This window comes from Solibacillus sp. CAU 1738 (assembly GCF_039888725.1).
Lineage (GTDB): Bacteria > Bacillota > Bacilli > Bacillales_A > Planococcaceae > Metasolibacillus.
The window spans coordinates 604,581-619,228 of sequence record NZ_JBDQQN010000001.1 but is presented as its reverse complement, the minus strand read 5'-3'; the positions used below and the strand labels follow the sequence as shown (position 1 = coordinate 619,228).

Sequence of the window (14,648 nt, the reverse complement as noted above, 5' to 3'; positions counted from 1 at the left end):
TCAAATGTCTAGCCAAATAAAAAACCTCCTAACAATTGAATGTTAGAAGGTAATTTTATTGCGATATTTGAAATGCGTTCTATTCCCTATTCTATTCCACTAAACTCCCTAAGTAATTACTTAGTAGTTTGTGAAACACCTAAAACGTCGTTCTCTTCTAGGAACTTCGTATTGAATTTAGCAGATTTGAATACTTCATTGTTCATTAGTGCTTCGTGGAATGGAATTGTTGTATGAACACCATCAACTACGAATTCACTTAATGCACGATTCATTTTTGCGATAGCTTCTTCACGTGTATCTGCATGAACAATAAGCTTAGCAACCATTGAATCATAATATGGAGGAATTGAATAACCTGGATATACTGCTGAGTCTACTCGCACTCCGTAGCCACCTGGTGCTAAGTAATCAGTTACTTTACCAGCAGAAGGCATGAAGTTTTTGTAAGCATTTTCAGCATTAATACGGCATTCAATCGCCCAACCGTTTAATTTAATATCTTCTTGTGCGAAAGGTAATTTCTCACCAGAAGCGATTTTCAATTGTTGTTGAACAAGATCGACACCAGAAATCATTTCTGTTACTGGGTGTTCTACTTGGATACGAGTGTTCATTTCCATGAAGTAGAATTTGTCCTCTTGGTAATCATAAATAAACTCAATTGTACCAGCACCTTCATAGTTACATGCTTGTGCTGCTTTTACCGCTGCTGCACCCATTTCGGCACGACGCTCAGCAGATAATGCTGGAGACGGCGCTTCCTCAACAAGTTTTTGCATACGGCGTTGTACTGTACAATCACGTTCACCTAAGTGCACTACATTGCCATATCCATCCGCTAATACTTGGATTTCGCAGTGACGGAAGTACTCGATGAATTTTTCTAAATATACGCCTGGGTTACCGAATGCTGCAGCAGCCTCTTTTTGCGTAATTTCGATGCCTTTAACAAGGTCTTCTTCAGTACGTGCTACACGGATACCTTTACCGCCACCACCAGCTGTTGCTTTAATAATAACAGGGTAGCCAATGTTTGCAGCCCATTCTTTACCTGTTTCGATATTTGGCACAATACCAGTACCTGGTACAAGTGGAACACCTGCTGCTTCCATTGTAGTACGTGCAACGTCTTTAATACCCATAATTTTAATAGAATCAGATGATGGACCGATGAATTTAATTCCTGCTTTTTCACAAGCTTCAGCAAAATCAGCATTTTCAGAAACGAAACCATATCCTGGGTGGATACCGTCAGCGCCTGTTTTTTGTGCTACGCCAAGTAAAGCTGGGAAACTCAAGTAAGAATCTTTCGACAATTTAGGGCCTATGCAATACGCTTCATCTGCTAGCTTTACATGTAGTGCTTCTGAATCTGCCTCTGAATATACTGCAACAGTTTGAATACCTAGCTCTTTACATGCACGAATAATACGTACAGCAATTTCGCCACGGTTTGCGATTAATACTTTTTTCATTGGAGTCACTCCCTTATTCAGCTTTCACTAAGAATAAAGGTTGACCATATTCTACTAATTGGCCGTCTTTCACTAGAACTTCAACGATTTCACCTTTAATTTCAGCTTCGATTTCATTGAATAATTTCATCGCTTCAACGATACATACGATCGACTCTTCGCCAACTTTATCGCCTACTTTTACGTATGCTGGAGATTCTGGATTCGGTGATTGATAGAAAGTACCTACCATCGGAGATGTAATTTTATGTAGTGATACATCCTCACTCACTGGTGTTGCTTCTGCTACTGGTGCCGCTACTGGAGTCGGTGCTACTGGCGCAGATGCTACTGGTACTTGTTGTACAACAGGAGGTGCTACTACTTCTTTTTTAGGCGCTACAACTTCAGTTACTCCGCCGTTCTTTTTAAGTTTAACTTTAGCTCCGCCTTCTTCATAAACGAACTCATCTATTGATGAAGCGTCAACTAATTTAATTATTTCACGAATTTCTTGAATTTTGAACATTATTAACTCTCCCTTATGTGTAATTTTATAACTACGATTTCTATTTTATAGTTTATTTGAACATTTTGAAATAGATAAATTCAAAAATAATAAAAATACACATAAGTTAGCGCATTCAATTCGAAAAAGTATACATTTCCGCAATTTTCTGCTATATAACACAGCAGAAAATTTTAGGCTTTCTTACGTACTTTTTAGTAATAATTTGATTTGAAATCTACCGTTACTTTGACGCCTTCTCCTTGTTCAGACATCACAATGAAAGCAATTTCATTTGCTTGTGCTTTTGATATTTCATCAGACATTACCGTTACAGCAACTTTTTCATCTTCTACACGGACAAACGCATCAGGATAACCTAATGACTTTATTAACATTTCTAACATTGCTTCAGATGATTCTTGTTTTATTAAAGCATTCATGTCATTAAATGCCACGTTCTTTTCTTCAGCTGTATATTGATCAGAACCGATTTTCTGTGTGTATTGCTCGCGTAACTGGCTTCGTTGATGGCTCATTTCCATACGCATTTGTTCAAATAAATGACTTTCTGATTGGACAGGTGTCGTCTCATCTGTACCTGTTAGCGATGTTTCTTGCATCGTATCACCAGAAAAAATCGCCATTAGATTCAGTTTACTATCCCTTTCAAATACATAATAGACAGAAATTACTGCCGCTAAACTCACTAAAGTTAATAACCACACTGTTCTACGTTTTACTTTCATGATTCATCTCCTTTTTTTCGCATCGGTACAATCATAATTCGGTGTGCTGGTATTTGCATTACACGACTAACCACTTGTAATAATTCGCGCTGCACTTTCGGCTCCACCGCTCCTTCACTGACAATTAGTACACCTGTGACACCACCTTCACTGGAACGAAAATAATCGCTAAGTAAAGCTTGTGTTTGCTGCTCGTAATGAACGTAAATCTTTACTTGTCCAACACCTTCCATCTCCTGCAGCGTTTGCTCTAATAAAGTTTCTGCACCGGAGTCCGTTGACGCGGAATTATTTTGCGTCATGAAAAGATAGATACCGAAAATAATGACCGGAACGATTAGAAGAGGACGACTTAATCGCTTCTTCTCCACATATTAGCAGGCGCCCCCTTTCTTAAAAGTCATCACATTGTATGAACTAATTGCTTGTTATATGCTGAAAAAACTAATAGCAATTGAATAGAAACAGAGAAATATTGCTAATCTAATATAAACTAGAAAACGTTTTTCATTTGCTAACAGTAGTAAACATTGGCCTATTATAATAAGAGCAAGTATTGTCATCAAAAGCTTTTCCCCACCCCTAACTGTACAATCATAAATAATAACAACCATATAAAAACAAACGTAAAACCAATTATTATAGCGACTGCACATAATACAAATAATGTATTGCCAATATCGTCAATAAAGCCACTTACATTCCCGCTCGTAAAAGGCTCTGTAATAGCACCTAAAAACTTGCAGCTAAATGCGTAGACAAGAAGCGTTCCTGCTGGATAAAAGGCGGCTGCCCAAAAAGCTGTAATCGTCGTAAAGCCAGTAATTGTCGTCGCTGTCCCTTGGAATTTTTGAAATAACGAAAATCCTTGCACAACAATGGATCCGACGAAAGGAATTGTCTGTTCCACCATTTTTTTTAACGGAGAAGATACGACCGCATCGACAGTAAAAAATGCAACACCCGAAAACGTTAATACCATTGATATGGCTAGGGACGATGCGGCAATCATAGCCATGCTCATCATACGTATTAGATCAGCAAGCTTTTTAAAAGAAATATTCGGCAAAAATCGTGTACAGAAATCAAATACGAGTGAAGTAAATAAAGCCGGAATGAGTACATTGCTACTGAGATGCATTAAGAGTTGCATTAAAAACAAGACAATTGGGCTCCATGCGACGAATGCGAGTACGGATTGGAGCACGATCATCACAGACGTCAATACTGGAATTAATGCTAAAAAGAAAGCAGAGAATACTTCTGCAAGTTGTTTCATTAGCTGAAACGAGTCAAAAATAATTTTACTAAGAGTTAAAGTAAGTAGTAGAATAAATAACGGATCGAGCCAATCTTTAAAGGTTGGAACAAATGCTTCTAGTAGTAAAAAAATAAAAACATAGGCCATGATTACTGTAAAAATAAACAATACATTAGCAATAGGATCACGAAATATGGCAAATATTATTTCCATCTATTGCACCCTTTTTAAGAGACTTGATAATGATTGAATAACTGGCTCTAGCTCTGATATCCAATACATTATTAGTGTAATTCGGACTACTAGCAACAATAATTCCCCAATCGCCTCGTATTCATTTTCAACTAATAGCGTGTACAAAAGCTCACCAAGTAGAAATAGTGCGGCAGTGTAAATTAGTGATACAGCATACGGTACATGTTGAACGAGTCCGATAAAATGACGCACAAAAGGGATAAGTGATTGAAAAAATACAAATTGAAAAAATACAAAGAAAAAAATAACGGCAAATAGTGGATGTAAAGCTGGTATTGCTTGTCTAAGGAAAAGGAGTAGTAACAGTAATATGACGGCGGAAAACAGAGTTGTCACATGTTACCTAGTGGAAGTTAACCACTGAAAGAAAATGATAATCTCATTGAAAAACAACCGTAAAAATCTAATTAACTCTGCCGTCATATACAAATACGCAATGAAAAATAGGAAAAAGGAGAATTCCTTTTTTCCAGTTTGATCAAAAAAAACATGTAGTAGAGCAATGACAAGGCCAACCCCTGCCACGCGCAATACATCTTGAAGCTCCAAATTTGACCTCCTCACGTAACGCATTATATGAGGTTGGATGTTTTAGTAGAACTAGCTTAGCTCATAGAAAAAAGGTGTCGTCTGAAAAGCTATTTTGAGACGGCACCTTTACTCTCCAAGTAGTGGTATTTTAATGAGACCAACGCCGGAGTAATATATTTTGATTGGGATTATAAAGGATTGAAAGGGGTGTCCGAAAAGTTTTCACTTTTTTGGACAACCCCTTTCTATTACTTCTTAACGGAGTACAACATCTTTTAGTAATGTTTCTACAATAGTTTCTACAGGAGCTTTTTTTGCCATATAGCTATTTTCCCCCATCCAGAGCGATAAAAATTCGGGGCGCATTTGTTTTGCACTTTCTTTGCGAATAGCGAGTGTTAAATGATGCTGCAATGGATACGGAGCGACAACAGCATCTTTTAAGCGCTCTGTAAAGTCGTTTTGTAATCCACGTGCTATTTTTCCTGTAAACGCTTTTGTTAATGTCGTGCCTTGCTCTTTAGATTGTAAAATAGCCACTTTATGTACGGTAGAAACTTCTGATTCAGTCGCAACCAAAAAAACCGTACCGAGTTGAACAGCGGCTGCACCATTTTCTAGCGCAGTACTTACATGCTCTGTCGTCATGATCCCACCCGCTGCAATTACTGGGATTTTCACTCTATCAATTACTTGAGCTAGTAAATCTTGCTGCGAAATGAGCTGCATCGGTTCGATAAACGAGCCGCGGTGGCCTCCCGCTTCTCTCCCTTGCACAACAACTGCGTCAAGTCCAGCCGCCTCAACTGCAAGTGCTTCCTGCAATGTTGTTGCCGTACCAATTGTATAAATATTTGCTTCTTTTAAGTACTGAATATCCGTAGCTGTAGGGATACCAAACGTAAACGAGCAAATCGGCACTTGCTCATCAATCACTACTTGAAGCTGATCGGCGTATAATTCATCCGAAATAACAGTTTGCTGATCAGGAATATTTAATTCTTCATATATCGGTTGCAATGCCGCTCTCGCCTGTTGTAATACATTTACATCAATGTTTGGTTCTTCTTGAATAAATAAATTGACAGCAAAAGGTTTATCCGTTCCTTTCTTCACTTCTCGGATAAAAGCTCTAGTGTCATCACCGTTTAAATAACCTGCACCAATCGACCCTAAAATTCCTGCCTCACAGCAAGCGATTACTAATTTCGGTGTCGTAACTCCTGCCATTGGCGCTTGAATAATTGGTTTATGAATATTAAATTGCTGTAACATGTTTATCACCTCTACCTTAAATTGTAAACTCTATTTTACATTATCGCTATATATAGTTTATATAAATTTACAATCATTAAAAAAAGTATGAACAGAATAATGAAAACAGTGAATAAACGAAACAATTTTTATTCGTTTAATCCAAAAATTAATGCTATTCACTAATTATTTTACAATTATTCCAACTATCTCTTCACATAAAAAAAAGCACCGAGAGTAATCTCTCGATGCATTTCGATTTAAAGCTGAATTTTAATTAGATTAAGCACGTGATACGTAAGTACCTTCAGTTGTGTTAATAATTAATTTGTCCCCTTGGTTTACGAAGAAAGGTACATTGACCATTAAACCAGTTTCCATTTTAGCTGGTTTAGAACCACCGGAAGCTGTATCACCTTTAATACCTGGTTCCGTTTCAGCTACTTCAAGTACAACCGTGTTTGGTAATTCAACACCTAGCATTTCACCTTGGTATGATTGAATGTGTACTTCCATATTTTCAAGTAAGTACATTAATTCATCTTTAATTTGAACTGCAGGAATTTCTGTTTGCTCATAAGACTCTAGGTCCATGAAAATGTGTTCATCACCTTGAGCGTATAAATATTGCATTTTACGGTTTTCGATCATTGCTTTTTCTACTTTCTCGCCAGCACGGAAAGTTTTTTCGTTTACAGTACCATTACGTAGGTTACGTAATTTAGAACGTACGAATGCAGCACCTTTACCTGGTTTTACGTGTTGGAAATCAAGTACGCGGTATAATTGACCATCAACGATGATAGTTAAACCTGTTCGGAAATCGTTTACTGAAATCATGTGTATTCCTCCAAATTATAAAATGATTAAGTCTTTTGTAGAATGAGTTAATTTTTCATTGCCTGTTTCTGTGATTAAAATATCGTCTTCAATACGGACACCGCCGATACCCGGTAAATATACTCCTGGTTCTATTGTTACCGCCATGCCCGGTTCTAATACTTGTTCAGAACGGAATGAAAGTCCAGGGCCTTCATGCACTTCTAAACCAATCCCGTGACCAGTTGAATGACCGAATGCTTCCCCATAGCCTTTTGATTTTAAATAATCACGTGCTACTGCATCAGCTTCGATACCTGTCATGCCAGGACCAACTTTTTCAAGTGCTAGAAGTTGTGACTCTAGTACAACATTATACATTTCTACTAGCTTGTCAGAAGGCTGTCCAACTGCTATTGTGCGTGTAATGTCTGAAATATAGCCGTTATATAAAGCACCGAAATCAAGTGTTACGAAGTCACCTTTTTCAATTACTTTATCAGTCGCAACACCGTGTGGTAATGCTGAACGAATACCACTTGCGACAATAATATCAAAAGATGAACTTGTTGCACCTTGTTTGCGCATGAAAAATTCTAATTCATTCGAAACTTCAAGCTCTGTTTTACCGGGCTCAATAAAGCCTAATATATGTGTGAAAGCATTATCTGCAATTTCACATGCAGCCTTAATAATATTAATCTCTTGCTCTGTCTTAATCAAGCGAATTTTTTCAATTAAACCTGAAAAAGGTACAAATTCAGCATTTACTGCAGATTTATAAAGCTCATACATACCATATGTAAGGGTATCTTTCTCAAAACCTAATGTTTTAATACCCATTAGCGCAACTTGATTTGCTACTTCTGCAAAAATCGTTCCGGTATGCTGAACGATACGGAAATCTTTCACTTGCGCTGCCGCTTGCTCTGTATAACGGAAATCTGTAATAAATACAGCATCTTTTTTAGAAACAATTGCCACCCCAGCTGTACCTGTGAAACCAGTCATATAACGGCGGTTATATTCATTTGTAATTAACAATGCATCGATGTTATTATCGATTAAAGCTTGACGTAATTTTACTAATTTCATTTTTAATTTCCCCTTTGTTTAATATTATTTTTCTAAAAACTTGCGGATTGCAAGATCATAGCCAACTGTACCCAGACCGCAAATTTGACCTACACACTCTGCAGCTAGCATTGAATGGTGGCGGAATGCTTCGCGTTTATGAATATTGGAAATATGTACTTCAATTACCGGCACATTCACTGCTGCAATCGCGTCACGTAACGCAATACTCGTATGTGTATATGCACCCGGATTAAAAACAATGCCAGCTATGCCGCTATCTTCTGCTTCGTGAATCCAATCAATAAGCTCCCCTTCGTGATTCGATTGACGAAAATCAATGCTTGCATTAAAGTTTTCTGCAAGCAATTGTAATCGTATTTTTATATCTTCTAATGTTTCCTTACCGTATATTTCCGGTTCCCGCTTACCAAGTCTGTTTAAGTTTGGACCATTTAAAACGAATAGCTTCATATGACCATTCTCCTTCTTAATGACGACATGGTTTTATTTTATCATAGAGTCTTTATACATCAACTTATTTCGACTATCGACATTTTTTGTACGATAATGGAATTTCGCTGTTTCAATGATAAATCGGCATGTTATTACGACAATAATTATAAAAGGAATCGATAATTCTTGAAATGATTCATTTTCTGCTGGCAAATCATAAATAATCCACTCTGCAACAATTGCAATCGCCACTCCGATAACAAGTGATGTTAAAAACGCAGGTACCTTCCATGAATATTGCATCAATAGATAGAGAATAAGTGAACCAATAAATAAAAGAAGGATTAATATCATCCATGACGAAAAGGCGTTTTCTGCTATATCCCACTTTTTCGTAAAACCTACAGGATGCCAATCGATTAAAGAAAAATAATGTAAAATTTTTAGAGAACCGGCAAGCCAAATTGCACTTACAATACTTGTAATAACTGCTAATAACAAAAAAAAACCTCCTTTTCACTTTAGTTTCACCAAATTTAACAAATGATATGCGTTTTCGTAGTCGTATTCACGAAAATTTAGTACAATAATGAAGTTAATATTCTGATACTAAAAGAGAGTGGTGTACATACGTGAGCAAGGAAGCACCTGTATATGGCGGGCAAGCACTTTTAGAAGGTGTTATGTTTGCGGGGAAAGATCATATGGTGACAGCGATTCGTCGCAACGATGACTCAATCGATTATTTCCATGTGACTAAAGAGAAGAAACCATTATTTCAAAAATTAAAGAAAATACCGTTTTTGCGTGGTGTCATTGCACTTATTGAATCAGCAGGATTTGGTTCAAGGCATTTACAGTTTGCTAGTGAGCGTTATGATGTCAACCCAGGTGAAGAAGATGAAGACTCAGAAGAAGAAACTTCGAAACTACAAATGATTTTAGGAGTAGCGGTTGTCGGTGTATTATCTTTTTTATTTGGTAAATTTGTTTTTACTTTAGTACCAATGTTTTTAGCTGAATTTTTAAAGCCTTGGTTCCCTGGAAAAACCGTTCAAATTTTACTTGAGTCCGGCTTTAAATTAATTTTATTGTTTGCTTATTTATACGTTATTTCGATGGCGCCCATTATTAAACGTGTATTCCAGTACCACGGGGCCGAACATAAAGTAATTAACTGTTATGAATCAGGGCTTGAATTAACGGTTGCGAATGTACAAAAGCAATCTCGCCTACATTACCGATGCGGTTCTAGCTTTATACTATTCACTGTTTTTGTCGGTTTATTTGTATACTTCCTAGTACCGACTGATCCATTTTGGGTTCGTTTAGTAAGCCGTATTTTATTAATACCAGTCGTGATCGGTATTTCATTTGAAGTGTTACAAGCAACAAATGCCCTACGTAACGTCCCAGTACTACGCTATTTAGGCTACCCTGGGTTATGGCTACAGCTTTTAACGACAAAAGAACCAAAAGACGACCAAGTAGAAGTTGCAATCGCTTCATTTAAGAAATTGCATGAAGTGGAACGCAATCCAGAAATCGCCGCTACATTACATCATGACTAAATGAAGGCATATTAATTGATTTTACGATAAATGGCTAGGATTTCACGATATATTGATTTATTTCACGATATATCGCTAGAATTTCACGATATATTAATATATTTCACGAAACCCTTATTAGCACATAAATTCCTATGAAAAACGACCAAGCCCCTGCTTGGTCGTTTTTTAATGAATTAGTAAATGATATAAAAATATAAAAAGAAAAAGAATAGAACATATACTGAATCCATTACAAATGCAACATAACGCCATTGATTTTTACCATAGCGTGATTCAAGAAATAAACAAATGACGAGATTGAGTAACAAAATCAATACTATCCATCCAAAATGTAAATTGTTACCTATTAAAGAAAAGACTAATATACCCGTAATTATTGCGCTAACACTTTGCCAATATGTTGAATGACGCGGCAGTTTACGGTCTTTTTCTCCTATAACGCGCATTTTCCTATTTATTCTAAGTTGGATATACATAAAACACCCCAATGGCACAAACCAGAGTAGAACAAGATTATTTTCTATCCGGCTATCCAATGTATCATATACATCTCCAAAAGTAGATTCCGCCGTTTGGAAATAAGTTGATGTGTCTATTTCATAAAATATACTTGATTCTCTTCCATCATATGGATAAATTTTATATCTTTTCGATGTTTTATCGGAAAATATTATTTTTATCGTAAAACTAGGCATTTGTAATAGCTCTAAATCTTCAACTTTATGTAGCCTCTCATAAATAGCGGCAAAGTCTAGTAATTGCTGCTCATCAACAATTTGTCGAACACCAAACTGCCATGCACTTACTACATTAGCTTCTCCTTGTGCAACGACTATTTTAGATATTTGTGTCTCGTTTTGCGCTTGCTGAAGTTCGGGAGTTGTTACTACAAGCAACATAAAAATAGCACAAAAACTAATGATGATCATTGGGATTTTCCAACTTTGTCGTTGCAACCGCCGGTTAATTTGTGCATATGATTGTTGCTTTTGCTGCTCATCAATCTGAATGTTGGAAAGTTCTTGTAGCCGTTTTTCCACCGCTCTCTCCCCCTTCTAGCAACGCTCTTAGTGCCTTAAGTCCGCGCGCTGTATTATTTTTCACTTGAATTTCACTGCAATTAAGCGCTGTCGCTACTTCTTTCACTGAAAACTCCTCAATGTACCGTAATACAATTGTTTCACGGTAAGATAACTTAATCTGCTGAAGAGCTTTGTATAGCGCTACAATTTCTTCACCGCGCTCCACTATTTCCTCTGGCAGCGGCTTGTCATCAATACGTGTATCTTTTTGATAAGGTATAAAGGACAACAAGCGCTTTTTACGGAAATAATCGTATACTAGATTGCGAGCAATTTTGACAAGCAGTGCTTTTTCTTGCTGAACTTGGCGCGTATTTTTATAAAACCGATAAAATGTCTCCTGCAGCAAATCATGTGTTAACTCTTTATCGGCAGTTAAGTATAATATGTATTTAAAAATGAGTGCGTAATGCTCATTATATATACGATCCACTAATCTCCCTCCTTACCTCAATAGACGATCGACCGCATCATTGGAATCAGTAGTATTAAAAAAATCCATCAAAAAATGATGGATTTAGACTGCGATCCCTAATAAGAGAAATTGAATAACTATTAAAATATCGATTATCTACTGAATAAATGCATAAATTAATATGGCTATAAACACGAGGGCTATGGAAAAAGCTTGTGTAAAGGAAATAATATGATGACGCATATCAGCCATATACTTTTTCTCTAGAATACCGCGCATCACTAATATTAATATAAAACCCGTTGGAATAAATAAAACCGTTCCAAACTGTAGCACAGGTGTTAAAGTAGCAATACAAATAACAACAAGCGCAATTACTAATAACTCAAATGGTAGCTGCCATTTCGTTTTATAATCATAAAATAATGTCGGTTCCCCACGCAAATACCCTGTTTTTCTTTTCAAAATTGGGATAAAAAACCACTGATACAATACAACTATCACAAATAATACTAAAAACTCCATTTCAACACTCTTTTCATTACATTATTCTATCTAATTTATCATAATTAGCTAGATAAATAGAAGTGATTACCCTAACAACTATTTACATTATTCGATAATTTAGGTACGCTTTCAATACATTCTATTTTAGGAGCAATTTACTATGGTACTAGATATGGATTTATTAACAGTCATTTTATTATTTGTGTTCGGTTTTCTAGGTGCCTTTATTAATGCGATTGTCGGTGGAGGCGGACTTATTACACTGCCTGCGCTAATGTTCGTTGGGCTCCCTCCTGCTACTGCGATTGCGACAAATAAGCTAGCTGCTTCGATGGGTAATTTAACTAGCATGCTTACATTCTTACGAGCAGGGAAAATAGATTTCAAACTTCTAGGACCCATTTTGCCTCTCGTTTTTTTAGGCTCTATGCTAGGTGCTTGGACGGTGCATTACTTATCAGCTGAATTATTAAAACCACTAGTTCTTGTCATGCTTATTGTAGTGCTAATTTATACGGTCTTTAAAAAAGATTTTGGTGGTGTGGCAGCTCCGAAAGTGATGACCGCAAAACGTAAGCTATTATTTTTTGCAACGCTCATTTTCATCGCCTTTTATGATGGGTTTTTAGGACCAGGCACTGGCTCTTTTATTATTTTCGCTTTTTTATTAATGGGCTTTGATTTCCTGCAAGCGTCTGGGAATGCGAAGTTGCTGAATTTTATGAGTAATATTGCCGCGCTACTAATGTTTTTATTACTCGGTGCAGTGAATTTTACATACGGGCTTATTATGGGCTTTGCGATGATTGTAGGTGCTTTTTTCGGTACACACTTTGCATTAAAACGTGGCACTACATATGTTAGAATTTTATTTATAGTAATGACAAGTGTATTAATCGCAAAAAACATATTTGATTATGTGACACAATAAAAAAACGTCTATTTCGAATAGAAATAGACGTCTAATTGGTTTACAGCACAGGTTTCCTAAACCTTTTTTCAAGTACAGACTTTAAACTACATAATACGACGTACCAACCCAGAGCCTCTTATATTTATCTTAATTGAAGTCGTAACTATATAGAAATATATGGAGGTTTTCCTGGATTGAATCCAAATATATTTCCTTTTCATTTAAGCGATTAAAGTTTTGGCTATCGTAAAATCCATAGTTACATCTAGTATCTGTATATAGATACATAGACTCCACTTCCATACTTTGCATATAATTAGATAAATAATTGATCAAAGTTTTACCAACACCTAGCCCTCTAGATTCTTCGGATACAATAAATAATTGTATACACCCTTGAAAAGAATCCTGTTTTCCTTGGATAATTTCTTTATAAATTTCTTGGATTTTTATAAATTCTTTAAATAATTTTTTATTCTCTTTGCTAGTTATCATTAATTTAAAAAATGCAGCGGCTATGACTAAAATACTTTGAGACTTAGGAAGGCGTTTTTTATCCTTTTTTGCACTACCTAAAATAACACCGATCACCTTATTATTTTTTACTGCAACTTTACTAAACGAACTATCTAAAATACAACTATGGAGATAAATATTTAATATTGAATCTAAAAAATTCTTATCCTCAATAAATTCACCAAACCCAAATGCTTCACAAATCAATTCTTTAACACGTTCATAATCTTTTTTAGTTAATTCTCTATATGCTAAGTTATCCATGTTTTTACACTACCCTTTCATATAAATAAAATTTGTTTAAGTATGTTGTAACTAGCATATAGCTATAATAAAATGTCCCCTAAGGGTAGAGTCTACAATAAATTATTTTGAAATATAAGGAAGTGATTTTAATTAAAAATTTATATTCTATTGGTGAAGTTGCTAAAATCAAAGGAATTACAATAAAAGCTTTAAGATATTATCATAAGGTAGGTATTCTTATCCCTAGATATATCGATGATACAACTGGTTATAGATACTATTCTTTAGATCAATTTATTTATATTGATGTTATAAAATGGTGTAGAGTTTTAGAGGTTAGTATAGCGGAACTTCAAGAGGTTTTTAAAAAATGTGATACGGATGAGCTATTAGAGTTTTTAAAACTAAAAAAATGTGAAGCACATGAAAATATAAATAAGATGCAAGAAGTAATTAATAATATTGATGATTTTAATACTTTTGTCGAGCATTCTAAGGAAATATTAAATAATCATGAAATAAAAATCGAAGTTTTAGAAGAGCGTTATATAATTTTTGCTCCATGTAAAGAAGTGGGTAGTTTTAAGGAGTTACTTTATTATTCTGATTTAGATAAAGTTATTACAGAACATAATTTAAAAATGACTATGGAGAGAGGAATAATATATAATTTTAATAATAATGGAGATGTAGAACCGATTTATGTATTTAATGGGCTAAAGCAAAATTATAGTATAGAAGATGATAATAGTATAATGATATTACCTAAGGGCAAGTATTTAACCTTATCTTATAGTAAGGATGACGAGAAGGAAAATATAAACAAAATGCTCAATTATATAAAAGAAAATAATATTAATGTTAAAAGCTGCATTGAAGTAGAGTTATTCAATGATTTTTTAAATACGGAATACTATAGTTGTCAGATACAAATGCTTTTAGAAGAGAATTAGTTTAGTTAATCCAGCTAGTAGTTTGAGGAATTTAATCAAGTACATTAGCATATTATCCCCCCCAAAAAATATATTACA

General features: G+C 35.4%; 19 protein-coding genes. 3 read left to right on the top strand and 16 right to left on the bottom strand.

The features are described 5' to 3' along the window. Positions 1 to 116 precede the first annotated feature (116 nt). The 12 genes from accC to AAFN87_RS03110 all read right to left on the bottom strand — a co-directional run bounded on the left by accC (position 117) and on the right by AAFN87_RS03110 (position 8,865). Positions 117 to 1,478 (bottom strand): acetyl-CoA carboxylase biotin carboxylase subunit, encoded by a 1,362-nt coding sequence (gene accC, locus AAFN87_RS03165; protein ID WP_347789551.1) that lies wholly within the window; start codon positions 1,476 to 1,478, stop codon positions 117 to 119. Between the two features lie 13 nt (positions 1,479 to 1,491). Further along, a complete protein-coding gene (gene accB, locus AAFN87_RS03160) occupies positions 1,492 to 1,986 on the bottom strand; it encodes an acetyl-CoA carboxylase biotin carboxyl carrier protein (protein WP_347789550.1) in 495 nt (164 codons plus the stop codon). A 194-nt stretch (positions 1,987 to 2,180) separates the two neighbouring features. After that, positions 2,181 to 2,714 (bottom strand): SpoIIIAH-like family protein, encoded by a 534-nt coding sequence (locus AAFN87_RS03155; protein ID WP_347789549.1) that lies wholly within the window; start codon positions 2,712 to 2,714, stop codon positions 2,181 to 2,183. Beyond that, positions 2,711 to 3,085, bottom strand: coding sequence for a hypothetical protein (locus AAFN87_RS03150; RefSeq protein ID WP_347789547.1), 375 nt, complete (start codon positions 3,083 to 3,085; stop codon positions 2,711 to 2,713). The genes AAFN87_RS03155 and AAFN87_RS03150 overlap by 4 nt, the downstream gene beginning before the upstream one ends. Before the next feature lie 191 nt (positions 3,086 to 3,276). After that, positions 3,277 to 4,188 carry a stage III sporulation protein AE gene (locus tag AAFN87_RS03145; RefSeq protein ID WP_347789545.1) on the bottom strand — a complete coding sequence of 304 codons (912 nt, stop codon included), beginning with the start codon at positions 4,186 to 4,188 and terminating at the stop codon, positions 3,277 to 3,279. After that, a complete protein-coding gene (locus tag AAFN87_RS03140; protein ID WP_347789543.1) occupies positions 4,189 to 4,566 on the bottom strand; it encodes a pyruvate formate-lyase in 378 nt (125 codons plus the stop codon). 3 nt (positions 4,567 to 4,569) lie between these two features. Continuing rightward, positions 4,570 to 4,779 carry a stage III sporulation protein AC gene (locus tag AAFN87_RS03135; protein ID WP_347789541.1) on the bottom strand — a complete coding sequence of 70 codons (210 nt, stop codon included), beginning with the start codon at positions 4,777 to 4,779 and terminating at the stop codon, positions 4,570 to 4,572. A gap of 237 nt (positions 4,780 to 5,016) precedes the next feature. Next, positions 5,017 to 6,036 carry an NAD(P)H-dependent flavin oxidoreductase gene (locus tag AAFN87_RS03130; protein WP_347789540.1) on the bottom strand — a complete coding sequence of 340 codons (1,020 nt, stop codon included), beginning with the start codon at positions 6,034 to 6,036 and terminating at the stop codon, positions 5,017 to 5,019. A 261-nt stretch (positions 6,037 to 6,297) separates the two neighbouring features. Next, positions 6,298 to 6,855: an elongation factor P gene (gene efp, locus AAFN87_RS03125; RefSeq protein ID WP_347789538.1), complete on the bottom strand. Its 558-nt coding sequence runs from the start codon at positions 6,853 to 6,855 to the stop codon at positions 6,298 to 6,300. Between the two features lie 15 nt (positions 6,856 to 6,870). Further along, on the bottom strand, positions 6,871 to 7,929 hold the full coding sequence (locus tag AAFN87_RS03120; RefSeq protein ID WP_347789536.1) for a M24 family metallopeptidase: 1,059 nt from the start codon (positions 7,927 to 7,929) through the stop codon (positions 6,871 to 6,873). A 24-nt stretch (positions 7,930 to 7,953) separates the two neighbouring features. Next, a complete protein-coding gene (gene aroQ, locus AAFN87_RS03115) occupies positions 7,954 to 8,382 on the bottom strand; it encodes a type II 3-dehydroquinate dehydratase (protein ID WP_347789534.1) in 429 nt (142 codons plus the stop codon). Between the two features lie 33 nt (positions 8,383 to 8,415). Next, positions 8,416 to 8,865, bottom strand: coding sequence for a hypothetical protein (locus tag AAFN87_RS03110; RefSeq protein ID WP_347789532.1), 450 nt, complete (start codon positions 8,863 to 8,865; stop codon positions 8,416 to 8,418). Positions 8,866 to 8,996: 131 nt separating this feature from the next. Between AAFN87_RS03110 and AAFN87_RS03105 the strand changes: the two genes are divergently transcribed. After that, positions 8,997 to 9,935, top strand: a complete 939-nt coding sequence (locus tag AAFN87_RS03105; RefSeq protein WP_347789530.1) for a DUF1385 domain-containing protein — start codon at positions 8,997 to 8,999, stop codon at positions 9,933 to 9,935. A 176-nt stretch (positions 9,936 to 10,111) separates the two neighbouring features. Here AAFN87_RS03105 and AAFN87_RS03100 read toward each other — a convergent pair whose 3' ends face one another. The 3 genes from AAFN87_RS03100 to AAFN87_RS03090 all read right to left on the bottom strand — a co-directional run bounded on the left by AAFN87_RS03100 (position 10,112) and on the right by AAFN87_RS03090 (position 11,960). Beyond that, complete coding sequence (locus tag AAFN87_RS03100; protein WP_347789528.1) at positions 10,112 to 10,978, bottom strand: hypothetical protein; 867 nt, start codon at positions 10,976 to 10,978, stop codon at positions 10,112 to 10,114. Further along, the gene (locus tag AAFN87_RS03095) at positions 10,938 to 11,453 is read right to left on the bottom strand and encodes an RNA polymerase sigma factor (protein ID WP_347789526.1); all 516 of its coding nucleotides are present in this window, start codon (positions 11,451 to 11,453) and stop codon (positions 10,938 to 10,940) included. The genes AAFN87_RS03100 and AAFN87_RS03095 overlap by 41 nt, the downstream gene beginning before the upstream one ends. 138 nt (positions 11,454 to 11,591) lie before the next feature. Continuing rightward, entirely contained in the window at positions 11,592 to 11,960 is a 369-nt protein-coding gene (locus tag AAFN87_RS03090; RefSeq protein WP_347789525.1) for a DUF4181 domain-containing protein, read from the bottom strand. Positions 11,961 to 12,102: 142 nt separating this feature from the next. Here AAFN87_RS03090 and AAFN87_RS03085 point away from each other — a divergent pair, with 142 nt between their 5' ends. Then, positions 12,103 to 12,873: a TSUP family transporter gene (locus AAFN87_RS03085; RefSeq protein ID WP_347789523.1), complete on the top strand. Its 771-nt coding sequence runs from the start codon at positions 12,103 to 12,105 to the stop codon at positions 12,871 to 12,873. A gap of 129 nt (positions 12,874 to 13,002) precedes the next feature. Here the strand turns inward: AAFN87_RS03085 and AAFN87_RS03080 are convergent, their stop codons facing one another. Then, positions 13,003 to 13,635 carry a GNAT family N-acetyltransferase gene (locus tag AAFN87_RS03080; protein ID WP_347789521.1) on the bottom strand — a complete coding sequence of 211 codons (633 nt, stop codon included), beginning with the start codon at positions 13,633 to 13,635 and terminating at the stop codon, positions 13,003 to 13,005. A 131-nt stretch (positions 13,636 to 13,766) separates the two neighbouring features. Here AAFN87_RS03080 and AAFN87_RS03075 point away from each other — a divergent pair, with 131 nt between their 5' ends. After that, entirely contained in the window at positions 13,767 to 14,570 is an 804-nt protein-coding gene (locus AAFN87_RS03075; RefSeq protein WP_347789953.1) for a MerR family DNA-binding transcriptional regulator, read from the top strand. Positions 14,571 to 14,648 lie beyond the last annotated feature (78 nt).

Bases quoted from the DNA above. Each gene is read 5' to 3' on its own strand.
- AAFN87_RS03085 (WP_347789523.1), top strand. From the start codon at position 12,103: ATGGTACTAGATATGGATTTATTAACAGTCATTTTATTATTTGTGTTC.
- AAFN87_RS03155 (WP_347789549.1), bottom strand. From the start codon at position 2,714: ATGAAAGTAAAACGTAGAACAGTGTGGTTATTAACTTTAGTGAGTTTA.
- AAFN87_RS03130 (WP_347789540.1), bottom strand. From the start codon at position 6,036: ATGTTACAGCAATTTAATATTCATAAACCAATTATTCAAGCGCCAATG.
- AAFN87_RS03090 (WP_347789525.1), bottom strand. From the start codon at position 11,960: ATGGAGTTTTTAGTATTATTTGTGATAGTTGTATTGTATCAGTGGTTT.
- AAFN87_RS03145 (WP_347789545.1), bottom strand. From the start codon at position 4,188: ATGGAAATAATATTTGCCATATTTCGTGATCCTATTGCTAATGTATTG.
- accB (WP_347789550.1), bottom strand. From the start codon at position 1,986: ATGTTCAAAATTCAAGAAATTCGTGAAATAATTAAATTAGTTGACGCT.
- accC (WP_347789551.1), bottom strand. From the start codon at position 1,478: ATGAAAAAAGTATTAATCGCAAACCGTGGCGAAATTGCTGTACGTATT.
- efp (WP_347789538.1), bottom strand. From the start codon at position 6,855: ATGATTTCAGTAAACGATTTCCGAACAGGTTTAACTATCATCGTTGAT.
- AAFN87_RS03120 (WP_347789536.1), bottom strand. From the start codon at position 7,929: ATGAAATTAGTAAAATTACGTCAAGCTTTAATCGATAATAACATCGAT.
- AAFN87_RS03080 (WP_347789521.1), bottom strand. From the start codon at position 13,635: ATGGATAACTTAGCATATAGAGAATTAACTAAAAAAGATTATGAACGT.
- aroQ (WP_347789534.1), bottom strand. From the start codon at position 8,382: ATGAAGCTATTCGTTTTAAATGGTCCAAACTTAAACAGACTTGGTAAG.